The following is a 25845-nucleotide window of genomic DNA, read 5'->3' on the forward strand; positions in this document are numbered from 1 at the left end:
AAAGACCGCACTTGAGCCTCAATATGAAAACACCTAACTTTATACACAACAAAAAACCAGAGAAGCTAGCTTCTCTGGTTTGATATTGATTATTTAAAAACTGTCAACCTATTTTAGGACGACTCAACTATTAAATCTTTATATATACTCGTTTAAAATACCGATTAAGGTATTGGCATCTTGTTCACCACTTTGTCTCCAAACCATTTCTCCCTTTTTATAAATCATGAGGGTTGGTAATCCCTTCACCCTTAGGGCCTGAGACAATTCCTTATTTTTATCTATATCGATTTTTATTACCTTACCCCTATCCCCCAAGGCGGCAGCTACATCACGTAGGACCGAATGCATGGCAGTACTCTGCTCATTCCATTCGGCATAAAAATCCAACAATACGGGGATTTTCAAATCTATAAGTTCACCAAACTTTGACATAGGTAATTCATTGGGTTAAAAATCAAATGTAGTAAAAAATGTTAAATCCGCTTACCAGACCCGGTTATTAAAGACAACGTCCGGCGTTAAAATCATGTTAAGGGTTTTCGCTTAAGGGTAATCACACTGATCTCTGGCCATATACCCACTCTTCCTGGATATCCCAAGAAGCCAAAACCCCTGTTAACATTAATAAACTGCCCCATCTCTTTATAGATGCCGGCCCAATATTTATAACGCCATTTGACGGGACTCCATTTGATCCAGCCCGGTATTTCAATCCCAAACTGCATCCCGTGGGTATGTCCACTTAAGGTCAGGTGGTAGTGATATTTATCATGAAGTACCACATCTTCCCAATGTGATGGATCGTGGCTCATTAGTATTTTAAAGTCTTCCGGCTCTATTTGCGCGGAAGCCTTTGTTAGGTCGCCAGCCTTCTTAAAACCGCCCCTTCCCCAGTTCTCAACTCCTACCAGTGCAATTTTATCACTTCCTTTTTCAAGATATCTGTGCTCATTCATTAACAGATCAAAGCCCATTTGCCGTTGAAGGTTTTTCAGGTCGTCCAAATTTTTACTTTTTAACTCCGGAGTATTCCAAGCTACGTAATCGCCATAGTCATGATTTCCCAACACAGAAAACTTACCGTCCTTGGCCTGTAAAGTGGAGAACAAATCGGCCCAAGGAAGCATTTCTTCACACTTATTGTTGACCATATCTCCCGTAAACAAAATCACATCACTTTGCTGTTCATTGATCAAGTCAATAGCATATTCAATTTTCTTTCGGTCATCAAAACTTCCACTATGCACATCGGAAATTTGGGTGATCTGGTAACCATCAAATTCCTCTGGCAGATCTTCAAATTCCAAGTTGTACTTCAGCACTTGAAAATTATACTTCCCCCTATACATACCATAAAGTAAAGCTCCAAAGGGAATGGCTGCCAAGCCTAGGCCAATAAGACTCAAAAACTTACGTCTTTGCGGCAAGGTAAATGTCTTTTCGTTTCCATAAAACTTCGCATAGAATCCCGTTAGCAACCTAAAAATATCCTCCGAAAAAAGAAAAAGAATCGTAATTAGTTGAAAGGCCATAACTGTCAACAACAGGCCAAAAGCATAGCTTTTAGGCTTACTTAATACGCGCCCCTCTTCTTCTCCCAAGGTAAATTGATAGATAAAATTCCCCAATACCAAAAGTGCAATGGCAATAAATAGATAATAGACCCAAGGGTACCGAGTCACCGTTTTAAGTGCCTGAAGGGTATAGAGCCCCAGTGCGAGGTAAAGAACTATAAAAATTATCCAACGTAACATGGCGCAAAGATATCCCATCCAAGACACCGGATTGCCCCATTTAGATCTTATTTAACCGCTTTTACCACATCCTCAATATTTTCCAACTTGGTAACTGCCAATTTAGTGTCACTTAGGAAAGAAGGGGTATTCATAGAAACTTTAGGGGCTACTTTTAAACTAGGGATAAAGTGGGTTCCGGACAGATGAATTGCCATAAAGCCGGCCTCCTTAAAAAGGTGGGCATTGTTTGGTTTGACCCCGCCACCGGGCATAATGGTTATTTTTTCGCTCTTGCGCTGAAGGGATTTTAACAACTCCAATCCTTCAACAGATGAAGTAGCCTGCCCTGAAGATAAAATAGTTTGTACGCCCATTTCTTGTAATTGTAGTAGCGAATCTTCTGGATTAGACAGCCAATCAAAAGCACGGTGAAAGGTAAAATGTAAATTTCCTGTTAACGTCACCAACTCCGCTGTTCGCTCTACATCCAAATTATTACGATCACCCAACACACCGGAAACAATTCCTGCAAAACCAAAATCTTTGCACAACTGGATGTTTTCTTTCATAATTTCAAACTCCACCTGAGAATAGGTAAAATCACCGCTTCTAGGCCTAATCAAAACATGTACGGGAATAGAAATAAGTTCCCTAATTTTTTTTAATAATCCGTAGGATGAGGTAATACCGCCAACGGCAAGTTCTGAACATAATTCAATTCGGTCAGCTCCCGCTTTCTGTGCATTTAGGGCCGATTGAACCGAATTTGCACAAACTTCTACAAGCATAATCGTATATTTAGCCGACTAAATTAAACAACCGAAAATGAAAAGGAGAAAATTCTTAAAAAATTCAAGCCTTACCGCGGCGGGAGCCCTATCAGCTCCTTTAATGGCCAACTACCAAAAGAATGGCATTAGCAATCCAGAAAATGAAATAGACCTACCTGTTAAACCTATTGCTGTGTGCACTTGGAACTTTAAAAATGCCACGGCCAAAGCATGGGAAGTGCTCGAAAAAGGAGGCAACTCCTTAGACGCCGTAGAGCAAGGTGTAATGGTAGAGGAAGCAGATGTTAAAAATGAAACCGTAGGAAAAGGCGGTAGGCCAGATCGAGATGGAAACGTAACCCTTGATGCCTGCATAATGGATAAGGACGGTAATTGTGGTTCTGTGGTCTACCTTCAAAATATTGTACACCCGGTTTCCGTGGCCCGAAAGGTTATGGAAGAAACCCCCCACATCATTCTTGCCGGAAGAGGTGCCGAACAATTTGCCTACGAACAAGGGTTTAAAAAAGAGGACTTGTTTACGGAAAGCACCCGAAAACAGTACGAAGAGTGGAAGAAAACCTCTAAATACGAAACTATCATCAACATTGAAAACCATGACACCATTGGTATGTTGGCCATGGATGAAAATGGGGATATTTCAGGAGCCTGCACTACTAGTGGCATGGCCTACAAAGTAGGTGGCCGCGTTGGCGATAGCCCCATTATTGGCGCCGGACTATTTGTTGATAACGAGGTAGGGGCCGCCACTGCCACCGGAGTTGGTGAAGAGGTAATCCGCACCGTAGGTAGCTTTCTGATTGTAGAACTAATGAGGCAAGGCAAGAGTCCGCAAGAAGCGTGTGAAGAAGGTGTAAAAAGAATAATGGCAAAGAACAAAGACCGAAAGGATTTTCAAATAGGATTTCTTGCCCTTAACAAAAAAGGGGAAACCGGTGGATATTGCGTACACCCAGGTTTTACCTACAGCCAGTATACGGAGAAAGGACAAGAGAATGTGAATGTTGAAAGTTTTTATTAAAAAAACCATCATTTCAGATAGATAAAAGCGGGCTATGCCCGCTTTTTTTATTCACAATTTCGGGGTAATTAAATGCAAATTCATAATTTGAACCGCTAACTTCGTATTTTAAATACCGTTTTCATGTCCGAACAAAAAAGACTCTTCCTATTAGATGCCTACGCCCTTATTTTTCGTGGTTATTATGCCCTTATAAAAAACCCAAGAATTAACTCCAAGGGTATGGATACCAGTGCCATTATGGGGTTTATGAATTCCCTTTTTGACGTCATCAAAAGGGAAAAGCCGGACCATTTGGCGGTTTGCTTTGATAAAGGGGGTAGTGCAGAACGTACGGAGCTTTTTCCGGAATACAAGGCCAATAGGGACGAAACGCCCGATGCGATTAAAATTGCCATACCTTTTATTCAAGATATTTTAAAGGCGATGCACATTCCATCCGTCGTGTTGGAAGGTTGGGAAGCCGATGATATTATCGGAACCTTGTCCAAACAGGCCGAAAAAGAAGGTTATAAAGTGTACATGGTCACTCCTGACAAGGATTTTGGACAATTGGTTACCGAGAATGTATTTATGTACCGCCCTGCGAGAATGGGCAACGGCATTGAAATTTGGGGAATACCCGAAGTACAAAAACGCTTTGGCGTTGAAAGACCGGAACAGGTAATAGACTACCTAGGTATGATGGGCGATGCTAGTGATAATATTCCCGGGCTTCCCGGGGTAGGCGATAAGACCGCCAAGAAATTCATTGCCCAGTTCGGATCTATGGAAGGTCTTTTTGAGAACATCGACCAGCTTAAGGGAAAAATGAAAGAGAAGGTTGAGGAGAACCAAGAGTTGGGACTACTTTCCAAAAAATTGGCGACCATCTGTACCGACTGTGATGTTACTTTCAATGCCGAAGACTATGAATTATCCGTTCCTGACAGCGAAAAAGTTCAAGAGATTTTCGAGGAACTCGAATTTAGAAGGCTTAAAGACCAGTTTATCAAAATTTTTTCCGGGGAAACCGAGGAAACCCAAACTCAGGTTACCAGTACCGAAACAGCCAAAAAGCAAGCGCAAACGGCCGGCAGCGGTCAATTTACTTTATTTGGTGGCGATGGCACAGCCCCAGCGACCATCAAGGATAGTTCTAGCAGAATGACCATTAAAGATGTGGCACACTCATATCAAAGTGTAGCACCCGGTATGGCCATGAAACTGTTTTTACAGAATTTAATGAAACAGACTTCTGTTTGTTTTGATACGGAAACAACCTCTATCAATCCGTTGGAAGCCCAATTGGTGGGTATTGCCTTTTCATGGGAAGCCACCAAAGGCTTTTACATTCCCTTTCCAGAGGACAAAGAAAAGGCACAGGAACTGATAGAAGAACTGCGTCCGTTTTTTGAATCGGAAGAAATTGAAAAAATTGGCCAGAACCTTAAGTATGACATCAAAGTGTTGGATAAATACGGGGTTGATGTGAAAGGCAAGTTGTTCGATACCATGTTGGCACATTACCTGATCAATCCGGATATGAGGCATAATATGGATGTGCTTTCGGAAACCTATCTAAATTACACCCCTATTTCTATTACGGAACTTATTGGCAAGAAAGGAAAGAACCAATTGAGCATGCGCCAGGTTCCTTTAGAAAAACAGACCGAATATGCCGTTGAGGATGCGGATGTCACTTTTCAATTGGCCCAACATTTTAGACCGGAACTGGCAGAAGCGAAAACCGCGGACTTATTTAACGATATTGAAATTCCCCTTTTGCGGGTATTGGCAGATATGGAATTGGAAGGAATAAATCTGGACAAGGACTTTTTAAATTCTCTTTCCGATGACCTTACCAATGACATAAAAGCCTTGGAAGAAAAAATTTACGAAGCGGCCGGGGAAGAGTTCAATATAGGCTCACCTAAACAATTGGGAGAAATTCTATTTAGCAAGATGAAGTTGGTGGACAAGCCCAAGAAAACCAAAACGGGCCAGTTTTCCACTTCTGAAGATGTACTTTCATATTTGGCAAAAGACCATGAAATTATTCAGCATGTGCTGGATTACCGCGGACTTACCAAATTAAAAAGCACCTATGTAGATGCCCTACCGGAACAGGTAGAGGCCACTACAGGTCGGGTTCATACTGATTATATGCAAACCGTAGCCGCTACCGGGCGTTTAAGTAGTAACAATCCCAACCTTCAAAATATTCCCATACGAACCGAACGCGGAAGACAGGTAAGAAAGGCATTTGTTCCCAAAAACGATGAATACACCCTGCTGGCAGCGGATTATTCCCAGATAGAACTACGGATCATTGCCGCTTTGAGCGAAGAGGCTACCATGATCGAGGCTTTTAAAAACGGAGAGGACATCCATGCCTCCACCGCCTCCAAGGTGTTCAATGTTCCCATTGATGAAGTTACCAGGGAACAGCGTAGCAACGCCAAAACGGTCAATTTTGGAATTATTTACGGCGTGTCCGCCTTCGGGTTAAGCAACCAAACAGACTTGTCCCGTTCCGAAGCCAAGGAATTGATAGACACCTATTACAAGACCTACCCCAAACTCCGTAACTACATTAGTGAACAAGTTGATTTTGCAAGGGACAACGGTTATGTGCAGACCGTTTTGGGCAGAAGGCGTTATTTAAAGGATATTAATGGCAGCAATGCCGTAGTACGGGGGGCAGCTGAACGAAACGCGGTAAACGCCCCGATTCAAGGTAGTGCTGCCGACATTATCAAAATTGCCATGATAAACATCCACAAGAAGCTGGAAGCAGGCAACTATGAAAGTAAAATGTTACTTCAAGTACATGATGAATTGGTCTTTGACGTGTATAAGCCGGAGCTGGAAGAATTAAAACCCTTGATTCAATCCGAGATGGAGAATGCCTACAAATTATCGGTCCCCCTGGATGTAGAGATTGGCTTGGGTGATAATTGGCTAGTGGCGCATTAGACCACACGTCGCTGTCTCCAATTTAGTGCAAGAAAAAATCACTAAATGCCTAAATTATTGTTAACGCAATACCAATTACCTTCTATACAACGTTGTATAGAAGGTAATTGATTTTTACAAACAATGAAACTTAAATGGTTTTTAGGGGTGATTTTGCTTATTATGTCTTTGGCAGTAGTTGCACAAGAGGAACCTTATTCTCAACAAACCCCAAAACCACAAAAAGTAAAGGTATTCCCCAATCCGGCCACCAATGTGGTGAACATAATAGGATTGACCAATAGTGATAAAGCAAATATTACCATATATGATATTTATGGCAACCCAATCTTTTCAAGACAATGGGAAATTAGAAAACATGCCCTAAGCATACCAGTGTCTTCCTTAGAAGCCGGTGCATACATTATTACTATCAACTCCAATCAACAAAACGTACGTACCAAGTTCTACAAGAAATAAATTAAAATTCCACTTTGTGGTAGGCACTATTTAAATAATCTTACCTTAGCAAATACTTTGGGAGCCCATTACAAAATGACCCCTCTTTTTCCTTTTAATTTTTTTAAAAAATATTCTGAAATAACCATTTGTTATTCAGAAGAATTAGTGTACATTTGCAGCCCGTTTATCGGGATTGAAGTGTTTAATTAAAAAGTAACCGTAGTGGATACATTAAGTTATAAGACCGTTTCTGCCAATAAGTCAACTGTAGACAAGCAGTGGGTGTTGGTTGATGCCGAAGGGGAAGCTCTAGGGCGTTTAGCTTCTAAAGTTGCTAAAGTACTTAGAGGGAAACATAAGCCTAGTTACACTCCCCATGTAGATTGTGGTGATAATGTTATTATCATCAATGCCGAGAAGATTGAAATGAGCGGCAACAAGTGGAACGAGAAAGTTTATTTGAGATACACAGGGTATCCAGGTGGGCAACGTTCTACTTCCGCTAAGGAGCTTTTAGCTAAAAATCCAGCTCAAATTGTTGAGAAAGCGGTAAAAGGAATGCTTCCAAAAAACAGATTGGGTGCCGACCTTTTTAGAAACCTAAAAGTTTATGTTGGTGCAGAGCATGATCACGAAGCTCAAAAACCAACGGTAATCAACTTAAAAGAATTCAAGTAATGGAGACCATTCACAAAATCGGAAGAAGAAAAACAGCTGTGGCCCGTGTTTACGTTTCTACTGGAAGCGGAAAAATCACTGTAAACCAGAGAGAATTGAACGATTATTTTCCTACTGCTACACTTCAATACAAAGTGAAGCAACCTTTTTCCCTAACGAATACTGAAGACGCGTATGACGTTAAGGTAAATGTTTATGGAGGTGGTATCACCGGTCAAGCGGAAGCTGTTCGTCTTGCTTTGTCAAGAGCTATGTGTGAAGTTGACGGTGAAAATCGTTCTGTTTTGAAACCGGAAGGTCTTTTAACTCGTGACCCAAGAATGGTGGAGCGTAAGAAATACGGTCAGAAAAAGGCCCGTAAGAAATTCCAGTTCTCTAAACGTTAAGACAGAATTTTATATTTGGCATCTTCTTTTTGGAAGATGCCAATTTTTATATTTTTAACCTAAGTTCATTGAAAGTTCGCCTCTTGGCGAATAAATTAAGGCTGTATTCTTTACCAAAGGAAACAGTATCCGGGAGACCCAAAAGAACCCTAAATTCAATTGGGCACCGTTAGTTTAGCATCTAAATGATAGAGGCTCCTCATAAAGAGGTACCACTTTGTCATTGCCTATTCAAAAGAACGTAAACTAAATTAAAATGGCGAAAGTCGAAGTAAAACAATTATTGGAAGCAGGTGTGCATTTTGGCCACCTTACACGAAAGTGGAACCCTAACATGGCTCCTTACATCTACATGGAGCGTAACGGTATCCACGTTATCAACCTTTACAAAACCGTTGCAAAATTAGAAGAATCTAAAGAAGCATTAAAGAAAATAGCTGCTTCGGGACGTAAAATTCTTTTTGTAGCAACAAAGAAACAGGCTAAGGACATTGTAGCAGAAAAAGTTGCCAATGTAAACATGCCCTACATCACAGAGAGATGGCCTGGTGGTATGTTAACCAACTTTGTAACCATCCGTAAGGCGGTTAAGAAAATGGCTTCTATCGACCGTATGAAAAAAGACGGTACGTTCAACACCCTTTCAAAAAAGGAAAGATTACAAGTAGACCGTTTACGTGCCAAATTGGAAAAGAACCTTGGTTCTATTTCTGATATGACACGCCTACCTGGTGCAATTTTTATCGTTGACACCATGCGTGAGCACATTGCGGTTAAGGAAGCTCAAAAATTGAACATTCCAATTTTCGCAATGGTCGATACCAATTCTGACCCTAGGGATGTTGATTATTTAATTCCATCCAATGATGATGCTTCTAAGTCTATTAACATCATTATGCAAGAGGTAACCGATGCGATAGCAGAAGGACTTTCTGAAAGAAAATCTGAGAAGCAAGCTGATAAAGAAGGTGCCGATGACGCAAAAAAGGCTAAAAAAGAGTCAAAAAAATTGGAACCGACACCAGAAACGGTTGAAACCAAAGCTCCTCCTGTTGTAGCAAAAACTCCTAAACCTGAAGTAAATGTGGAGGCTACCAAAGAAGCTGTAGCCAAAGAAACTGCTGCAGACGACCTAACAAAAGTGGAAGGTATTGGTCCCAAAGCTGCCGAGGCTTTAGTGAACGCGGGAATAGCTACCTATGCAGACCTAGCCAAGGCTGATCCTGAAAAAATAAAGGAGATTTTGACCGAGGCCAGCTCTAGAATGTCTCATTTAGACCCAACTTCTTGGCCTAAGCAAGCCCAAATGGCTGCAGATGGAAAATGGGAAGAGCTAAAAGAGTGGCAAGACAGCGTTAGCGGTGGTGTTGAATAACCACTTTTCTCAGAAGTAAATTAAATTAAACATAACGTTTGCTTTATGAAGATTGCTTTCAACAGGACTATCTTCCAGCAAATTGAAAAATAGCATAGAAAATGGCAAAAATTACAGCCGCAGAAGTAAATAAATTAAGAAAGACCACGGGCGCAGGTATGATGGACTGCAAAAAAGCCTTGGTTGAAGCAGAAGGAGATTTTGACAAAGCAATCGAAATCCTTCGTAAAAAAGGTCAGAAAGTAGCAGCTAAAAGAGCCGATAGAGATTCCTCAGAAGGTGCAGCTATCGCTAAAGTTAATGCTGAAAACACCCAAGGTGTTATCATTTCACTGAACTGTGAAACTGACTTTGTTGCTAAAAATGACAGCTTTGTGACATTGGCCAATGAATTGGCGGATTTAGCTCTTGGTTTTGACAGTAAAGAAGCTTTCTTATCTGCTGATTTTAAAGGAATGACCGTTCAGGACAAATTAACGGAGCAAACCGGTGTTATTGGTGAGAAGATTGAAATTGGCGGGTTCGAGAAATTGAGTGCTCCTTTCGTAGGAAGCTATATTCACGCAGGTAATAAAATTGCCGTTCTTACAGGACTTTCTGCTGCCGTTGACGGTGCAGAAGAAGCTGCAAAGGATGTTGCAATGCAAGCTGCCGCTATGAATCCTGTAGCTTTGAACGAAGATGGTGTTGACCAATCTGTAATCGACAAAGAAATCGAGATTGCGAAAGATCAATTGCGTCAAGAAGGTAAGCCAGAGGAAATGTTGGATAAAATCGCTAAAGGTAAAATTAAGCGTTTCTTTAAAGACAACACCTTGGTAAACCAAGATTTCATTAAAGACAGCAAGCAAAGTGTTGCCCAATATGTAAAATCTGTTGATTCTAGCTTGGAAGTTACCGATTTTAAAAGGGTGGCTTTAGGATAATAACGAACTCTTTTGGTTCACAAAAAAACCCGCTAGACTTCTAGCGGGTTTTTTATTGGACCATCTTAAGTTAGAGCTAATAAGCAGCTAGCCTTTCAACCAACGTTGCCTTAACTCTGATTCTTTAGCACTTACAGACTTTAAGGGAACAATAGTTTCTACTTCCAACATAGGGGTACCAGCCACGCCTTTTAAAGTAACATCTTCTCCTCCCCTTCTAACTACCATTACAATTTCCATATCCGGGGACCACGTAAAGCTTTGCCCTATTATGTTTCTAATAGAGTTCAAATCTATCGTAGTACCATTGATACTTTTTATGACATCCCCACCGCTGGCACCTAATGTCTTAAAGAAACTATTTAATTCCAATCCCTTTCTTAGATAGATTTGGTTTTCATTTTCTTGATCCACATCAATGAAAGGATTTTCACCATCCAAAAAGAAACCCGTTTGTTTTTCCACTATTTCCGTAGAAAGACCCATCTTTCCTAAATACGTATTATAATCAATTGGAGTGTTCCCTATTACATAGGTATCAAAGAAACCTCTAATCTCCGGATAGGTCATTGCAACAATCTCATCGATCAAATCATCATCCTTAAAAGGTGTATTTTTTCCATATTTTTTAGAAAGTTCCTTCATCAACCAGCGAACTCCTTTCTCACCATTACTCAATCTTCTTAGTTCAATATCCAAAACCATATTGATCAAAGCACCTTTCTCATATACGTTGGCATAATTTTCCTCATACGGTTCCTCCAAAATATTTTCACTCATTACCGTAAAGGACATTTCATCATCATATGCTTTGGCATTATTTACCTTATCCATAATACGCTCATAAAACTCCGCCTCGTTTATCAAACCTTGTTGTATTTGAAATAAATTAGCAAAATACTCCGTGGTTCCCTCGTACATCCAAAGGTGTTTGGACATTTTGGGATCATTAAAATCAAAGTATTGTACCTCTTCAGAATGCACATTTAGCGGGGTAACAATATGGAAAAACTCATGTGAAACCACATCTACCATCGCTTGTTCCAAACGATCCTGGGGCATGGCTTCAGGTAAAACCACCACTGTAGAAGTATGGTGCTCCAAAGCCCCAAACCCAGACGCATCATCCTCTTCCATTGTAGACAAATACAGAAGTATATTATATTCTTTGGTACCATCTATTTCACCCAAAAAGGCTTTTTGTGCACTCATCATCTTCTCCATGCGTTCCTTTAAAGTAGCTGCAGTATATACGCCGTTTGGAGAGTAAACACTCAGGGTGACAGTTATATCATTTATCTGAAAAGTCTCGGTATTTGGTTTCGTATATTGGATGGGACTGTCTATTACATCAAAATAGCGACTTGCCAAAAATACATCTCTACCAACTTCTACTTCTTCCGCAATTTTACTTTTTAACGATGTAGTTGCTTTAAGGCCCGCAGGGTAATTAATTGATATCTCATACGGCACTTCCTTTAAACCTTTAAAATATCCTACAAAACCATGAAGATTTAGCACAAAATTTTCATTCTTAAGAATATTGGTTCCCGAGGGAGAAAATACCTTTTCGCTGGTTTCGCTTTCCGTATCATAAGTATCATTGACCCTATAAGTGACCTTACCCAAGTTTTTACCTGATTGAATTTTCCATGTATTTTCATCCAATTTTTCAAAGGTTAATTCATTGCCCTCGTAGTCCAAAGCTTTGAAATCCTCGATATATTTTCCGTAATTATCCTCACTGTAAGTTCCTGGGACGGTTTTTGGGATATAGAAAAACACTTGGTCAGTAGAAAACGCCCCAGGATTGATGGATACTGGTACTTGGTCATTTTCTACATTTACCAAATCCAAAGTGGTAAGCATTGGGGTTTTATCTGCTGTTAATACACTTTTACTGGCACCACACCCCAATAACAACATGCTAAAAAAGCAGCATAAAAAAATCCTTTTCATAAAACTATAATTATATTTAAAATTTTTCAATTCAGTAAAACTGTACAAGGTTATAAAAATTAACACAACTCCGCAGTATTATTAGGAAATAATTAAGGGTGACCTTTCCTACAAAACGCATCTAGATTCCAAACATTTTTTGATTATTTTTGCTCCAACGAAATCGTAGCGCATGCAATACAAAAGAATTCTCCTAAAGCTAAGTGGCGAAGCTTTAATGGGAAACAAGCAGTACGGAATTGACTCTGAAAGGCTTTCTGAATACGCCCAAGAAATTAAAAATGTTGCGGACAAAGGCGTAGAAATTGCCATCGTTATTGGCGGAGGCAATATCTTTAGAGGACTTACAGGGGCCGCCATGGGCATGGATCGTGTGCAAGGAGACCACATGGGTATGCTGGCAACGGTTATTAATGGCCTTGCCTTGCAAAGCGCTCTGGAGACACAAGGAATACAAACTAGATTGCAGTCTGCCATTCATATTAATGAAGTAGCGGAACCCTTTATCAGACGTCGCGCGATGCGACACTTGGAGAAAGGGAGAGTGGTCATCTTTGGAGGCGGTACCGGAAACCCTTATTTCACAACAGATTCTGCAGCTGTATTGAGGGCCATTGAAATAGAAGCCGATGTTATTCTAAAGGGTACACGTGTAGATGGCATATACACTTCGGACCCAGAAAAAGACAAGAATGCCACTAAATTCGATTCCATATCCTTTGCTGATGTATTACTCAAAGGTCTAAAGGTAATGGACACCACCGCCTTTACTTTGAGCCAAGAAAACGAATTGCCAATAGTGGTTTTTGATATGAATAAAAAAGGGAATCTTACCAAATTGGTAGAGGGAGAAAATATAGGTACCGTGGTCAACCTTTAACAGACACTTATTACGCATAATTTTTTTTAACTATGAACGAAGAGGTACAGTTTATACTTGATTCCGCGAAGGAAAGCATGGATGCGGCATTAAAGCATTTAGAAAAGGAATTTGTTAAGATACGTGCGGGTAAGGCCAGCCCGGCAATGCTCTCATCCGTAAAAGTAGAGTATTACGGTTCGCTAACCCCATTGGCACAGGTGGCCAACGTAAGCACACCAGACGGCCGTACCATTTCAGTTCAGCCATGGGAGAAAAATATGTTACAGGAAATTGAAAAGGCTATTATAAATTCCAACTTGGGCTTCAACCCCATGAACAATGGCGATTTTGTAATCATCAACGTTCCACCTTTAACAGAAGAGCGCAGAATTCAGTTGACCAAACAGGCTAAGGCTGAAGCTGAAGATGCCAAAGTTGGCATTAGAAGTGCCCGTCAAGAGGCCAATAAGGAGATTAAAAATCTGGATGCATCCGAAGATTTGCAAAAAAACGCGGAGGTAGACGTGCAAGAACTTACTGATGAATACATCAAAAAAACCGATGCATTCTTGGCAAAAAAAGAAAAGGAAATTATGACGGTGTAATTACCAATTATACAAAATTTCCAAAAAGCGATCCTAGGATCGCTTTTTTTATACACTTAATACAAGAACAGTTAATTTTAAAAGCGCTAGACCATTTAAATCCTTTGTGCTAGGAACACAACTTGGCAATAACTACCTTTGCGCTCGGTAAAAATCTACCATGACAAGTAAATTCACGAAAGGTTTTTGGGAAAAGACGGCGCGCATCATCCTACGGAATAGGATTTTGATTCTATTCCTTATTGCAGGTATTACTGTGTTTCTTGGTATGCAATGGGAAAACATGCGATTTAGTAATTCCCAAGCCAACTTACTTCCAGACAATCACCCTGTTAACATAGAATATCGGTCTTTCTTAAAACAGTTTGGCGAAGAAGGCAACGCCATTGTATTTGCTATTAAAGATCAAGCTTTATTCACTCCAGAAAACATTAACCGTTGGAATCGCTTTAGCAAGCAACTCGTCGCTTTCCCTGAAGTGGATTTTGTATTAAGCTTGGACAATCTTCAGGAACTGGTCAAGGATAATGAAAAGCAGGAGTTTCAATTAAGACCTTTAATTGATGGACAATTAAAATCGCAGCAGGAACTGGACAGTATTAAAGAACACCTGTTTAATGAACTTCCGTTTTATGACAAGCTATTGTTCAATAAGGAAAGTGCTACCATAAGAACAGTAGTGAATATGGACAAGGACATTGTGAACACTACGGTTCGTAAAGACTTTGTCCTGAAAGACCTCACTAATTTGGTTGAAAATTTTGAAGAAGAAACCGGTTTGGACGTGCATGTTTCGGGTATGCCTTATATCCGCACCATGAATTCCCAAAATATCATCGATGAAATTGGCAAGTTCATTATAGCGGCCCTTGGGGTTACCTCGCTAATATTTTTCTTCTTTTTTAGAAGTTTTAGAGCCACCCTAATATCCATGTGCATTGTAATCATTGGCGTTATGTGGGCCTTTGGTGTTCTTGGATTGCTGCAGTATGAGATTACGGTATTAACGGCATTGATTCCCCCTTTAATCATCGTAATAGGTATTCCCAACTGTATTTTTCTAATCAACAAGTACCAGCAAGAGGTCAAAAAACATGGCAACCAAGCCCTCTCCTTGCAAAGGGTAATTTCCAAAATTGGAAATGCAACGCTCATGACCAACATGACCACAGCTTCCGGCTTTGCCACTTTTATTATTACGGACAGCAAACTACTGAAAGAATTTGGAATTGTAGCCTCGATCAATATCATCGGTATTTTCGTTTTGTCACTTTTGATAATTCCAATTATCTACAGTTTTTTATCCCTTCCCAAAACAAGACATTTAAAACATTTGAACAAAAAATGGGTAGATGGCTTTGTAAATTGGATGGAGAATATCGTTAGGGAAAGGCGAATTTCAGTCTACATAGTATCCTTAATTTTATTGGTTACCAGTATTATTGGCATCTACCAAATTGAAATTTCTGGCAGCCCCATAGAAGACATGCCCAAAAAAGCCCAGTTCTTCAAGGACATTCGCTTTTTCGAGAAAGAGTTTGATGGTATAATGCCTGTAGAAATTGTGGTAGACACTAAAAGACCCAAAGGGGTGATGCGCTCTACCAATCTGAAACGAATTGACCAACTAAGTGAAGTCATTAGCGAAATTCCCGAATTGTCCAAGCCTATATCAGTAGTTAATTTGGTAAAGTATTCTAAACAGGCATTTTATAATGGCCTACCAAAATACTACCAATTACCCACCAATCAAGAGAGTAATTTTATATTGTCCGTGGCTCAAAAGTCTTCTGGAAATGAAAACCTTTTAAAGAATTTTGTGGATAGCACAGGACAGACTGCCAGGATAACCACTTTCATGAAAGACGTTAAAACGGATCGCATGGAAGAAATTGAAGCTAGACTACAAGAAAATATTGAAAAGTTCTTCCCTGCGGAAAGATACAATGTTTACATGACGGGGAGCGCCTTAATTTTCTTAAAAGGAACTAAGTACTTGGTCAAAAACTTAATTATGTCCTTGGCGTTCGCCATATTTCTGATAGCGCTGTTCATGGCTTACCTATTTAGGTCCTTTAGAATGATTGTTATTTCCCTAATTCCTAACTTGCTCCCGTTGGTAATCACAGCTGGCGTAATGGGTTATGCCGGAGTGCCAATAAAGCCATCCACCATACTTGTTTTCAGCATCGCGTTCGGTATTTCCGTAGACGACACCATTCACTTTTTGGCAAAATACCGTCAAGAATTGATTGCCAACAAATGGCACATTAAGAAATCCGTTTATGCCGCTTTAAGGGAAACCGGAGTAAGCATGTTCTACACCTCTATCGTATTATTTTTTGGATTTTCGGTTTTTATCATATCCAATTTTGGAGGAACAGTGGCATTAGGAGCATTGGTTTCGGCCACTCTAATGTTCGCTATGCTGGCGAATCTTATACTATTACCTTCCTTACTACTTTCATTGGAAAGAAATATTGCGAGCAAAAAAATCCTCAAAAAACCGCAAATAGACATCCTACCCAAAAAAGATGAGGACAATTAAGCTAAAATCTTCAGTGATTTAACCAACTCCTAGCTCCCATCTTTTTATTCAAAAAGTTATCTTTGCCCTTCAATTTTCAAGTGAGCAAGACATGAACACGAAGAGCGTAAAGGATTTATTAAAAGGAGAACTTTTATTGCAAGAAGTTACCGTAAACGGTTGGGTTAAAACTTTTAGAAGCAACAGGTTTATTGCTTTGAATGACGGTTCTACCCTTTCCAATATTCAATGCGTAGTAGACTTTGAAAATTTTGACCAGGATATATTGAAGCAAATCAACACCGGAGCAGCCATAAAGGTTACCGGAACCTTGGCCGAAAGCCAAGGTAGGGGTCAAAGTGTAGAAATTCAAGTAAAGGAAATTTTGGTACATGGAGGGGCTGATCCAGAGGTTTACCCAATTCAACCTAAAAAACATTCCTTGGAGTTTTTGCGAGAGAAAGCGCACCTGCGTGTTAGAACCAATACTTTTTCCGCCGTAATGCGTGTGCGCTCTGCCTTGTCATTTGCCATTCACCAGTATTTTAGAGAAAATGGTTTCTATTATTTCCACGCTCCTATTATTACCGGTTCCGATGCAGAAGGAGCCGGCGAAATGTTTAGGGTGACCACCTTGGATGATAAAAACCCAAAACTTACCGAAGAAGGAACCGTAGATTACAAGGAAGATTTCTTTGGGAAGGAAACCAATCTTACTGTTTCCGGACAATTGGAAGCAGAGGCCTATGCCATGGCGTTGGGAAAGGTATACACCTTTGGACCTACATTTAGAGCGGAAAACTCCAATACCTCTAGGCATTTAGCGGAGTTTTGGATGATCGAACCGGAGATGGCCTTCTATGATTTGGACGCCAATATGGACCTGGCAGAAGATTTCATCAAGAGTGTTCTAAAGTATGTTTTGGAGCATTGTGCCGAAGATCTAGAGTTCTTGGAAAAGAGGTTATTGGACGAAGAAAAAACCAAGCCGCAAGCTGAAAGAAGTGAAATGGCACTTTTGGAAAAGCTAAAATTCGTAACTGAAAATGGCTTTAAAAGAGTGAGCTACACCGAAGCAATAGACATTTTAAGAAACTCAAAGCCCAATAAAAAGAAAAAATTTCAGTATATCATTGATGAGTGGGGTGCCGATCTGCAAAGTGAGCATGAAAGATACTTGGTAGAAAAGCATTTTAAATGTCCCGTAATTCTTTTTGACTATCCTGCTAAGATAAAGGCATTTTACATGCGCCTCAACGAGGACGGTAAAACCGTGAGGGCCATGGACATTCTCTTTCCGGGAATTGGAGAAATCGTGGGCGGCTCTCAGCGTGAAGAAAGATTGGATGTACTTAAGGAAAAAATGGCAGCACTGGACATCCCTGAAGAAGAACTTTGGTGGTATTTAGACCTACGTAAGTTTGGAACCGCCACCCATAGTGGTTTTGGACTAGGTTTTGAAAGATTGGTACTTTTCGCCACTGGAATGGGCAACATAAGAGACGTTATTCCGTTTCCTAGGACACCGCAGAATGCCGAATTTTAACGGGAATTGGTTAACTTTATATAGGTTCAATTTAATTTTTCGATGCTAAAGCAACATCTACAATTCAAATTATCGCAAAAACTATCGCCTCAGCAGATACAACTGATGAAGCTGATTCAATTGCCTACACAGGCTTTTGAACAACGGTTGAAGCAGGAATTGGAAGAAAACCCTGCTTTGGAAGGCGGAAAAGAAGAATTGGACACCTTTGATGACGAATTTTCAGACCCCTACGAAACTGAAAATGACAATGAAACTATCAATACAGAGGATATCAACATTGATGATTATCTGAGTGATGATGAAATTCCTGACTACAGAACCAAAGCCAATAATTACAGTTCTGATGACGAGGAAAAGAGCGTGCCTTATGCGGCAGGTGTTTCCTTTAACCAGTATTTGATCAATCAATTGAATACCGTTTACTTAAGCGATGACGAATGGAGCATTGCGGAGTTTTTAGTGGGAAGTGTGGATGAAAGCGGTTATATAAGAAGACCTTTATCCGATATTTTGGACGATTTAGCCTTTACCCAAAATATATACACAGACGAAGAGACCATTGAAAAGGTACTAAGGATAGTTCAGAAACTTGATCCTCCGGGTGTAGCTGCCCGTTCTCTAGAAGAATGTCTTACGATACAACTAAAACGAAAAGAGGCTACACCACCTGTAGAATTGGCCATAGCCATTTTGGAAAAATCCTTTGATCAGTTTACGAAGAAGCATTACAAAAAACTTATTCAGAAGCACAATATTACTGAAGAACAGCTTCGTGATGCTATTTCAGAAATAGAAAAGCTAAATCCGAAACCTGGGGGTTCCTATTCAGGCAATAACCGCATGGTAGAACATGTTGTTCCGGATTTCTCCATAAGAATTGTGGAAGGAGAACTAGAACTTTCCTTAAATGGTAGAAACGCTCCGGAATTGCACGTTTCCAAGGAGTATAGTAATATGCTCAAGGGATATAAGGAAACCAAGGAGAAATCAAAATCACAAAAAGACACCATCCTGTTCATCAAACAAAAGTTAGATGCCGCCAAATGGTTTATAGATGCCATAAGACAAAGACAGCAGACACTTTTCGTAACCATGAACGCCATCATGCAATATCAACGCGAATATTTCCTTACAGGAGACGAGCGTAACTTGAGACCGATGATCCTAAAGGATATTGCAGATGAAATAGATATGGATGTTTCTACGGTATCTCGTGTGGCCAATAGTAAATATGTAGATACACCTTATGGCACCAAATTGATTAAGGAGTTCTTTTCAGAGTCCATGAAAAATGATCAAGGCGAGGATGTTTCTACTAGGGAGATAAAAAAAATATTGGAAACGGTCATAGGGGAAGAATCCAAGAAAAAACCACTTACCGACGATAAGTTAGCCGCTATATTAAAAGAAAAAGGATATCCTATTGCCAGGCGCACCGTTGCCAAATATAGAGAGCAACTGGATATTCCTGTAGCGAGGTTGCGCAAACAGATTTAATGAGAATATTTCTCTTAGTTATATCCTATATCTTCCACCCCCTATTCACTCCAATTGGGGGCACGGTTGCCTACTTTATCCTAACCCCTAAATTCACACCCCCAGAACTAAAGTACGGTAACCTACTGCCCATTTTTATCCTAACGGTTATTATTCCAATCATAGCGTATTTTATTTTAAGGAATTTAGGCGTGGTATCTACCGTATTTGTACCTAATTTAAAGGAAAGGAAATACCCCCTATACATCAACCTTTTAATTCTATTTCTAGTGGTTTATAAGGTCATTGGAAGTTACTTTATCGTAGAGTTACATTTCTTCTTTATTGGCTTAATAGCGGCAACAATGACCACCCTGCTTCTACTATTTTTTAAATTAAAAGCGAGCATTCACCTTATGGGAATGGGAAGCATTTACATGTTCTTGGTTTGCCTAAGTATACATTTTGAAATAAATATTACACTTGGCCTAAGTCTATTGACCATCGCTGTAGGCCTTGTAGCAACATCACGTATTTACCTAAAAGCACATTCAAAACCGGAGCTTGTTGTAGGATTAATTATAGGCATCCTATCCCAACTACTAACGATTCAGTATTGGTTATAACACTACTTAAAGAATATAGAAAATAAGCCCTATACGAAGAGAATGAACCTTTAGGTCATTACCGTTCAACACCACACTATCATTAAAAAGATTACTAAGGGCATAATAAGCATGTAGATTGAAAGTGTTGTAGCCAAAATTGAGGGTAGGACCGTATTGGAATCTTTTAATATCTTCATTATAAAAAGAGATTTTTGCCCCCTCAGATGGCACGTATTTTGACCTACCACCAACCACATAACCAAATTTCATTCCTGCATATACCCTCCAAAACTTGTGTGACAATGCATTGGAATTACGCCAGCGAAACTCAACCGGAAGCTCCAACATATGGGTTTCAACTTTACTTCGCTTAAAATCATCTTTATCCTCTATGATATCATAAACGAAGGAACCATTATTTTCCAAAGCCCTTAAGTTGGAGTAATAGGTATAATAGCCATAACCCACTCCCAGCCCCATAGCTATATTTCTTTCTTCGTTAAGTGGAATGTCTTTTATAAGACCACCTTGGAGACCATAAGAAAGATTACTTTGGCTTACAGCATCTGGCTTTTCCAGTAAAAAGTTATAGGTAAGACCTAAATAAAATTGATCTTCTAAATACCTATTATCAACTAATAAAGTATCAGTTTGGATTTGGGCATACCCAAAAAAGCAAACCAATAAAAGAAACGAGAGTACACATTTTTGCATAGAAACAAAAATAAAACAAAAACGCCCTGAACTTTTAAGCTCAGGGCGTTTCTTGTATTAAATATGCTGTTAAACGCTACTGCAAGTTATTAAAAGCATCTCCATCATAAGTGGTATAATTCACTTTGAGGGCATTTACTTTTCTTAATTCTTGCTTAATATCGGAGATAAGTCCCATATTGGCATTTTTATCAACTTTTAAGGCTGTAGTTAACACATTCTGTAATTCCTGAGCTTTTTTAGCTCTTTCCTGCAAAATGTAATCTCCAACCGCAGATGGATCTGCAAACTTATCATTTAACTGAATCTTTGGCTCTGAACCAAATTGAGAAGAATATTGACTAGTAGGAGCCCCTACGTAAATGTAGATTACCCTATCTTTCTTTTCTAACTTCTTAATTTCACTGGCATTTGGCAAAGTATTCTCCACCTTAAGCGAACTATCCTTCATAACGGTCACCGTCATAAAGAAAAATAACAGCATGAAAACAATGTCCGGTAACGCAGCAGTATTCACTGCTGGTAAACCTTCATCTTTTTTCTTTGCAAACTTTGACATAGTATTCTGGTTTAACTGTTATTTAATTAGTACTCGTCTCTGCTTCAGACAACTTCTGAGGGAATAAATCCTGAATTCTCTTCACTTTATCCTTCAATTCATCCTTGACGCTTGACTCTGTCTCAGGGTTCAAATATTCAGCTTCCATATCGGTAAAATTCCGATTAAAAAGTCGCTGCGCTTCCCTATTTCTAAGGTCATTATAGGCACCTACCAACTCATTTTGAACAGTGATGTAAGTACTATACTTCGTTTCCCTGTCGTTTTTAAGAGAAATAATCGCTTTAGTTGGGTTATCTGATGACTCTGTATTTTTGGCACCCTTACAATAAGTACAAGTACCATCACCACCATTATCCAAAAAGGCAATAGCCCTTTCCCTAAGGTTCTTTATTTCGGTAAGCTGATCCTCTACTAACAGCTGACCATTTTTATTGATATTGACCTCAAAGATATTTTTCTGCTTAATAACAACATCATTCTCGGGTGGTTCTATCGGCGGTAACATACGGTCCAAACCGGCATCTGTCTCAATCGTTGTTGTCACCAAGAAGAAAATAAGTAACAAGAACGCGATGTCTGCCATAGATCCCGCATTTACCTCTGCTGGTGCTCCTCTTTTTGGCATAGTTTAAATTTTAATTATTTAGTCATCTTTCTAATACCACCCCAGATCATAGAGCCAACAGCGATGATAGTCAATATAAAGAATACATTGATACCAGCACCAATTTGCTTCACTTCACTTTCTGTGGTAGCTACGCCTCTATCGGCCATTTCTTGAAGGCTAACATCAGTACCATCGGCCATTACATAACCAATTCCTACTACTAACAGAAAACCAACGATTACAAACAAACTTTTCTTTAAGCTTGCCGGATTAGCAAATAAGTTCTTAATAGAAAATATAAGGCTAAAGAATACCGCTACAGCTAATAAGATGTAGGTAATGATGAACATGGTATTTAGTGCGCCACTACTAGCAGCTTCGGCTGCAGGCATTTCAGACTCTGGCAACAAGAACCAAAGCACGGCACCTATCAAACCAACTGCAATGAGCGCAATTTTTATAATCTTATGCATAATTTTTAGGTTTTAAAGGTGTGCGAATTACTTCTTGTGGTCTACCAACAAATCTATCAATACGATAGATGAATCTTCCATATCGTTAACAATGCTATCAATCTTAGCAATGATATAGTTATAGAAAATCTGAAGGATAATAGCGGTAATAAGACCAAATACCGTTGTTAATAACGCCACCTGAATATCACCTGCAATAAGCGATGCACTCAAGTTACCAACAGCACTAATTTTCTGGAAGGCCTGAATCATACCGATTACCGTACCCATGAACCCAAGCATTGGAGCAATAGCGATGAACAGGGACAACCAAGAAACATTTTTTTCCAATTGACCCATCTGAACTCCACCGTAGGCAACAACAGCCTTTTCAGCAGACTCAATGCTCTCTCCAGCTCTATCCAATCCTTGGTAATAGATGGAAGCAACAGGTCCTTTTGTGTTTCTACAAACTTCTTTTGCAGCTTCAACACCACCGGAAGCCAAAGCATCTTCTACTTGTTGCTTCAATTTAGTAGTGTTAGTAGTAGCCATATTCAAATAGATGATTCTTTCGATAGCTACGGCCAAGCCCAAAATCAAACATAGAAGTACAATACCCATGAAACCGGCACCACCCTGGATAAACATTTCTTTTAATACCTGGGTAAAACCTTTTTCAGCTTCAGCGGGAGCATCTTGCAACATAGTTGCGGCAGTAGCCATTGCATTTACAGTATTTGTGCTCAATACAAACAACCCGCCCATGGCTAGGATAGAGGATAATTTTTTCATTTTTTCAAACTTAGATTAGTTATTTAATAGGGTTAAAGATAAAAAAAAATCGTAACAAAAAAAGTAAAACTTCCACGTGTGCAAGAAGCTAAAAATGTAGACTTTACAAGGGATGAACATTAATTGAACTTACAAACCCCCTACAATTTAACCACATAAAATAGCTTCTATTTTTCACATAGAAACCAAACTTACACTTATTTTCCTTACTTACTTCTTTACGGAAAATGTTTTTTGTACTTGCAGAGAGGAAGGGATTCGAACCCTCGATACACTTTTGGTGTATACACACTTTCCAGGCGTGCGCCTTCGACCACTCGGCCACCTCTCTAAATCATATCTGCCCCTTTCTTCATCATTAAATCAGGACTAGATAGGCTTACCTTATTAGGGCTGCCAAATAACAAAAAAAATATTAGTTGATGAAATTATAAACTGTTTTTTATTGCATTTCTCCCCTCAAAGAAGTTTCAAATACTGTTTTGAAGAGTTTAGGGGATATATTATCACCTAAAAGGTACATTAATTTAGTAATTGCCGCTTCCGTGGTGATGTCTTTTCCGTTAATGACTCCCACTTCTTCCAAATGCTTACTGGTCTCATACCTCCCCATCACAACAGACCCTCCTGAGCATTGGGTCACGTTTACAATGTGAATACCATCTTCAGAAGCTCGTTGCAAACAGCTTACCAACCATTTTTCTGTAGGGGCATTTCCAGACCCATACGTTTCCAGCACCAAGCCCTTTAACCCGCATATTTTTAATACACTCTCCAACACAGTTGGAGACATATTTGGAAACAACTTAAGAATGGCCACATTGGCATCCATCCTTTTATGTACTTTCAACTTTTTTCTTTCATCCTTAACCAAATGGTTATCAAACACCTTGAGATGCACACCAGACTCAATCAATGGCGGATAGTTTAGTGAGGCAAAGGCCTGAAAATGTTCGGCATTTATTTTGGTAGTTCGGTTCGCTCGGTACAATTTATATTCAAAGTACAGCCCCACTTCTTGAATTACAGGCTTTCCTTTTTCCTGTAAAGCTGCTATTTGTACAGCAGTTATTAAATTTTCCTTGGCATCGGTTCTTAAATCACCTATGGGCAATTGAGATCCGGTAAAAATCACAGGCTTTGCCAGATTCTCCAACATAAAACTCAAAGCAGATGAAGTGTAGCTCATGGTGTCACTTCCATGTAAGATAACAAAACCATCATGAGTTTGATAATTTCCCTCTATGAGTGAAGCTATCTTTTCCCAATGGCCAGCGTTCATATTGGAGGAATCAATTGGGGTTTCAAATGAAATTGCATCAATTTTACAATCCAACTGCTTAAGCTCAGGTATCCTCTTTAGTAGTTCACTAAAGTCAAACGCTTTTAAAGCTCCGGATTTATAGTCCTTAACCATACCAATGGTACCACCGGTGTATATAATAAGTATGTTCACCTTATCCACTTACCTCTTACTTTTAAATTCCGAAAATAGCTTTTGAGTTTTCAGTGGTTATTCTTGCCACTTCTTCCTTTGATTTTTGATAGATTTCCGAAAGTTTTTCCCCAATATTCACCAAGTATACGCTTTCGTTTCTTTTACCCCTAAAAGGAGTGGGTGCCAAATAGGGAGCATCAGTCTCCAGAACAACTTCTGAAAGTGGTATTTCATTAAGGAACTTATCTATTTTACCATTCTTAAATGTAACCACTCCACCAATTCCTAATTTCATATTGTAGGAAATGGCGCTTTGCGCTTGCTTTAAGTCACCGGTAAAGCAATGGAAAATTCCGAAAAGTCCGTCCCCCTTTTCATTCTCCAACACCTCAAAAACCTCATCGAACGCATCCCTACAATGTATCACAATGGGTAATTGATACTTTTTAGCCAATCTAATTTGATAAGCAAAGGCCTCCTGTTGTTCCGTAAGCAGAGATTTATCCCAATATAAATCCACTCCTATTTCACCTACCGCGTAAAACTTTCTTTTACCCAACAGCTCTTCCACATGGGCCAACTCCTCTCTGTAATTCTCCTTCACATGTGTGGGATGCAAACCGGTCATCAAAAACATATGTTCCGGAAACTCTGCCTCCAATTGTAGCATGCTTTCCGTATACGTAGAATCAATTGCCGGGATAAAAAACCGTTGAACCCCTGCATTAATAGCGCGTTGTACCACTTGACTCCTATCCTCATCAAATGCCTCGCTATATAAATGTGTGTGTGTATCCGTTAAAATCATGCGGCAAAAGTAAGTCTATCTTTTAGCATTTTGAAATCATTACCTTTTAACAGTTATTTGAAATGAAGAACTTTAGCTTACCGTACCTTTACTGCCTTTAAAAATGTTTGACTTAAGACCTTACGAATGTCATTAAAGAAATTCCTCCAAAAGAAAGGCTACTGCAAAATAGATTTAAAGGTAACGGCTACGGACCATTTTGAGATAAAAGCTAAAATTAATGGAATTACCGGAAGGTTTATTTTAGACACCGGAGCTTCTAACACCTGTATTGGTTTTGATAAGGTTGAACAATTCAAACTAACCTCCGAAGCATCTGAAATTAAGGCCGCCGGTGCAGGAGGCACCAACCTTGAAACCCTTATTTCAGTAAAAAACAAAATTGAAATAGGCGAATGGAAAAAGAAAAAAGTCAAAATAGTCCTTTTTGACCTTGTCCATGTAAACGAGGCACTAGTGGCACATAACGTACATCCCGTAGATGGGATTATTGGCGCTGATGTTCTAAAAAAAGTAAAGGCTATCATAGACTACGACAAATCATGCGTTTACCTTAAAATGTAACCCA

The 25845-nt window shown here is 39.5% G+C and carries 25 protein-coding genes and 1 tRNA gene; 14 read left to right on the top strand and 12 right to left on the bottom strand.

Going from position 1 to position 25845, the window contains the following annotated elements; all coding sequences use genetic code 11:
* Positions 1–138: 138 nt before the first annotated feature.
* The 3 genes from IL355_RS00005 to IL355_RS00015 form a co-directional block, all read right to left on the bottom strand.
* On the bottom strand, positions 139–435 hold the full coding sequence (locus tag IL355_RS00005) for a thioredoxin family protein (protein ID WP_187456110.1): 297 nt from the start codon (positions 433–435) through the stop codon (positions 139–141).
* A 92-nt stretch (positions 436–527) separates the two neighbouring features.
* Positions 528–1757, bottom strand: coding sequence for a metallophosphoesterase (locus tag IL355_RS00010; protein ID WP_192461299.1), 1230 nt, complete (start codon positions 1755–1757; stop codon positions 528–530).
* A 47-nt stretch (positions 1758–1804) separates the two neighbouring features.
* The gene (locus IL355_RS00015) at positions 1805–2527 is read right to left on the bottom strand and encodes a copper homeostasis protein CutC (protein WP_192460179.1); all 723 of its coding nucleotides are present in this window, start codon (positions 2525–2527) and stop codon (positions 1805–1807) included.
* A 37-nt stretch (positions 2528–2564) separates the two neighbouring features.
* On the opposite strand from IL355_RS00015, the gene IL355_RS00020 reads away from it, so the two are divergent.
* From IL355_RS00020 to tsf, 7 genes are all read left to right on the top strand, one after another.
* Entirely contained in the window at positions 2565–3551 is a 987-nt protein-coding gene (locus IL355_RS00020; RefSeq protein ID WP_192460180.1) for an isoaspartyl peptidase/L-asparaginase family protein, read from the top strand.
* A 123-nt stretch (positions 3552–3674) separates the two neighbouring features.
* A complete protein-coding gene (polA, locus tag IL355_RS00025; RefSeq protein WP_192460181.1) occupies positions 3675–6509 on the top strand; it encodes a DNA polymerase I in 2835 nt (944 codons plus the stop codon).
* A 123-nt stretch (positions 6510–6632) separates the two neighbouring features.
* Positions 6633–6968: a T9SS type A sorting domain-containing protein gene (locus IL355_RS00030; RefSeq protein WP_192460182.1), complete on the top strand. Its 336-nt coding sequence runs from the start codon at positions 6633–6635 to the stop codon at positions 6966–6968.
* A gap of 204 nt (positions 6969–7172) precedes the next feature.
* Positions 7173–7628, top strand: coding sequence for a 50S ribosomal protein L13 (gene rplM, locus IL355_RS00035; protein WP_192460183.1), 456 nt, complete (start codon positions 7173–7175; stop codon positions 7626–7628).
* Positions 7628–8014 (top strand): 30S ribosomal protein S9, encoded by a 387-nt coding sequence (gene rpsI / locus IL355_RS00040; protein ID WP_187456116.1) that lies wholly within the window; start codon positions 7628–7630, stop codon positions 8012–8014. The genes rplM and rpsI overlap by 1 nt, the downstream gene beginning before the upstream one ends.
* A 256-nt stretch (positions 8015–8270) precedes the next feature.
* Complete coding sequence (rpsB, locus tag IL355_RS00045) at positions 8271–9389, top strand: 30S ribosomal protein S2 (protein WP_192460184.1); 1119 nt, start codon at positions 8271–8273, stop codon at positions 9387–9389.
* Positions 9390–9490: 101 nt separating this feature from the next.
* On the top strand, positions 9491–10315 hold the full coding sequence (gene tsf / locus IL355_RS00050; protein ID WP_192460185.1) for a translation elongation factor Ts: 825 nt from the start codon (positions 9491–9493) through the stop codon (positions 10313–10315).
* 87 nt (positions 10316–10402) lie between these two features.
* Here the strand turns inward: tsf and IL355_RS00055 are convergent, their stop codons facing one another.
* Positions 10403–12274 (bottom strand): M61 family metallopeptidase, encoded by a 1872-nt coding sequence (locus IL355_RS00055; protein WP_192460186.1) that lies wholly within the window; start codon positions 12272–12274, stop codon positions 10403–10405.
* Between the two features lie 172 nt (positions 12275–12446).
* On the opposite strand from IL355_RS00055, the gene pyrH reads away from it, so the two are divergent.
* The 6 genes from pyrH (at position 12447) to IL355_RS00085 (ending at position 19919) form a co-directional block, all read left to right on the top strand.
* The gene (gene pyrH / locus IL355_RS00060) at positions 12447–13154 is read left to right on the top strand and encodes a UMP kinase (RefSeq protein WP_187456120.1); all 708 of its coding nucleotides are present in this window, start codon (positions 12447–12449) and stop codon (positions 13152–13154) included.
* A 32-nt stretch (positions 13155–13186) separates the two neighbouring features.
* Positions 13187–13741 carry a ribosome recycling factor gene (gene frr, locus IL355_RS00065; protein WP_192460187.1) on the top strand — a complete coding sequence of 185 codons (555 nt, stop codon included), beginning with the start codon at positions 13187–13189 and terminating at the stop codon, positions 13739–13741.
* Between the two features lie 160 nt (positions 13742–13901).
* Positions 13902–16289: an efflux RND transporter permease subunit gene (locus IL355_RS00070; protein WP_192460188.1), complete on the top strand. Its 2388-nt coding sequence runs from the start codon at positions 13902–13904 to the stop codon at positions 16287–16289.
* Between the two features lie 91 nt (positions 16290–16380).
* Complete coding sequence (asnS, locus tag IL355_RS00075) at positions 16381–17814, top strand: asparagine--tRNA ligase (RefSeq protein ID WP_192460189.1); 1434 nt, start codon at positions 16381–16383, stop codon at positions 17812–17814.
* A 42-nt stretch (positions 17815–17856) separates the two neighbouring features.
* Positions 17857–19314, top strand: coding sequence for an RNA polymerase factor sigma-54 (gene rpoN / locus IL355_RS00080; RefSeq protein ID WP_192460190.1), 1458 nt, complete (start codon positions 17857–17859; stop codon positions 19312–19314).
* Positions 19314–19919, top strand: coding sequence for a hypothetical protein (locus IL355_RS00085; RefSeq protein ID WP_192460191.1), 606 nt, complete (start codon positions 19314–19316; stop codon positions 19917–19919). Before rpoN ends, IL355_RS00085 begins: the two co-directional genes overlap by 1 nt.
* 6 nt (positions 19920–19925) lie before the next feature.
* On the opposite strand, the gene IL355_RS00090 is transcribed toward IL355_RS00085, so the two are convergent.
* The 8 genes from IL355_RS00090 to IL355_RS00125 form a co-directional block, all read right to left on the bottom strand.
* Positions 19926–20615 carry a porin family protein gene (locus IL355_RS00090; RefSeq protein ID WP_192460192.1) on the bottom strand — a complete coding sequence of 230 codons (690 nt, stop codon included), beginning with the start codon at positions 20613–20615 and terminating at the stop codon, positions 19926–19928.
* A 76-nt stretch (positions 20616–20691) separates the two neighbouring features.
* Complete coding sequence (locus IL355_RS00095) at positions 20692–21174, bottom strand: ExbD/TolR family protein (protein ID WP_187456127.1); 483 nt, start codon at positions 21172–21174, stop codon at positions 20692–20694.
* A gap of 22 nt (positions 21175–21196) precedes the next feature.
* Entirely contained in the window at positions 21197–21802 is a 606-nt protein-coding gene (locus IL355_RS00100; protein ID WP_187456128.1) for an ExbD/TolR family protein, read from the bottom strand.
* A gap of 14 nt (positions 21803–21816) precedes the next feature.
* A complete protein-coding gene (locus tag IL355_RS00105; RefSeq protein WP_192460193.1) occupies positions 21817–22257 on the bottom strand; it encodes a hypothetical protein in 441 nt (146 codons plus the stop codon).
* A gap of 27 nt (positions 22258–22284) precedes the next feature.
* A complete protein-coding gene (locus IL355_RS00110; protein WP_187456130.1) occupies positions 22285–23031 on the bottom strand; it encodes a MotA/TolQ/ExbB proton channel family protein in 747 nt (248 codons plus the stop codon).
* 243 nt (positions 23032–23274) lie between these two features.
* Positions 23275–23362: transfer RNA gene (locus IL355_RS00115), tRNA-Ser, on the bottom strand.
* 111 nt (positions 23363–23473) lie between these two features.
* Positions 23474–24496, bottom strand: coding sequence for an asparaginase (locus tag IL355_RS00120; RefSeq protein WP_192460194.1), 1023 nt, complete (start codon positions 24494–24496; stop codon positions 23474–23476).
* Positions 24497–24509: 13 nt separating this feature from the next.
* Entirely contained in the window at positions 24510–25277 is a 768-nt protein-coding gene (locus IL355_RS00125) for a TatD family hydrolase (protein ID WP_192460195.1), read from the bottom strand.
* Between the two features lie 126 nt (positions 25278–25403).
* Between IL355_RS00125 and IL355_RS00130 the strand changes: the two genes are divergently transcribed.
* Positions 25404–25841: a retropepsin-like aspartic protease family protein gene (locus IL355_RS00130; protein WP_192460196.1), complete on the top strand. Its 438-nt coding sequence runs from the start codon at positions 25404–25406 to the stop codon at positions 25839–25841.
* Positions 25842–25845 lie beyond the last annotated feature (4 nt).

Source organism: Euzebyella saccharophila (assembly GCF_014855495.1).
Taxonomy (GTDB): Bacteria; Bacteroidota; Bacteroidia; order Flavobacteriales; family Flavobacteriaceae; genus Euzebyella; species Euzebyella saccharophila.

Coding starts and splice junctions, on each gene's coding strand:
- IL355_RS00105 (WP_192460193.1), bottom strand. CDS start 22,257: ATGCATAAGATTATAAAAATTGCGCTCATTGCAGTTGGTTTGATAGGT.
- asnS (WP_192460189.1), top strand. CDS start 16,381: ATGAACACGAAGAGCGTAAAGGATTTATTAAAAGGAGAACTTTTATTG.
- frr (WP_192460187.1), top strand. CDS start 13,187: ATGAACGAAGAGGTACAGTTTATACTTGATTCCGCGAAGGAAAGCATG.
- IL355_RS00015 (WP_192460179.1), bottom strand. CDS start 2,527: ATGCTTGTAGAAGTTTGTGCAAATTCGGTTCAATCGGCCCTAAATGCA.
- rpoN (WP_192460190.1), top strand. CDS start 17,857: ATGCTAAAGCAACATCTACAATTCAAATTATCGCAAAAACTATCGCCT.
- IL355_RS00100 (WP_187456128.1), bottom strand. CDS start 21,802: ATGCCAAAAAGAGGAGCACCAGCAGAGGTAAATGCGGGATCTATGGCA.
- IL355_RS00010 (WP_192461299.1), bottom strand. CDS start 1,757: ATGTTACGTTGGATAATTTTTATAGTTCTTTACCTCGCACTGGGGCTC.
- IL355_RS00030 (WP_192460182.1), top strand. CDS start 6,633: ATGAAACTTAAATGGTTTTTAGGGGTGATTTTGCTTATTATGTCTTTG.
- IL355_RS00085 (WP_192460191.1), top strand. CDS start 19,314: ATGAGAATATTTCTCTTAGTTATATCCTATATCTTCCACCCCCTATTC.
- IL355_RS00110 (WP_187456130.1), bottom strand. CDS start 23,031: ATGAAAAAATTATCCTCTATCCTAGCCATGGGCGGGTTGTTTGTATTG.
- IL355_RS00130 (WP_192460196.1), top strand. CDS start 25,404: ATGTCATTAAAGAAATTCCTCCAAAAGAAAGGCTACTGCAAAATAGAT.
- polA (WP_192460181.1), top strand. CDS start 3,675: ATGTCCGAACAAAAAAGACTCTTCCTATTAGATGCCTACGCCCTTATT.
- IL355_RS00055 (WP_192460186.1), bottom strand. CDS start 12,274: ATGAAAAGGATTTTTTTATGCTGCTTTTTTAGCATGTTGTTATTGGGG.
- IL355_RS00095 (WP_187456127.1), bottom strand. CDS start 21,174: ATGTCAAAGTTTGCAAAGAAAAAAGATGAAGGTTTACCAGCAGTGAAT.
- IL355_RS00020 (WP_192460180.1), top strand. CDS start 2,565: ATGAAAAGGAGAAAATTCTTAAAAAATTCAAGCCTTACCGCGGCGGGA.
- IL355_RS00070 (WP_192460188.1), top strand. CDS start 13,902: ATGACAAGTAAATTCACGAAAGGTTTTTGGGAAAAGACGGCGCGCATC.
- rpsB (WP_192460184.1), top strand. CDS start 8,271: ATGGCGAAAGTCGAAGTAAAACAATTATTGGAAGCAGGTGTGCATTTT.
- tsf (WP_192460185.1), top strand. CDS start 9,491: ATGGCAAAAATTACAGCCGCAGAAGTAAATAAATTAAGAAAGACCACG.
- IL355_RS00005 (WP_187456110.1), bottom strand. CDS start 435: ATGTCAAAGTTTGGTGAACTTATAGATTTGAAAATCCCCGTATTGTTG.
- pyrH (WP_187456120.1), top strand. CDS start 12,447: ATGCAATACAAAAGAATTCTCCTAAAGCTAAGTGGCGAAGCTTTAATG.
- IL355_RS00090 (WP_192460192.1), bottom strand. CDS start 20,615: ATGCAAAAATGTGTACTCTCGTTTCTTTTATTGGTTTGCTTTTTTGGG.
- rpsI (WP_187456116.1), top strand. CDS start 7,628: ATGGAGACCATTCACAAAATCGGAAGAAGAAAAACAGCTGTGGCCCGT.
- IL355_RS00125 (WP_192460195.1), bottom strand. CDS start 25,277: ATGATTTTAACGGATACACACACACATTTATATAGCGAGGCATTTGAT.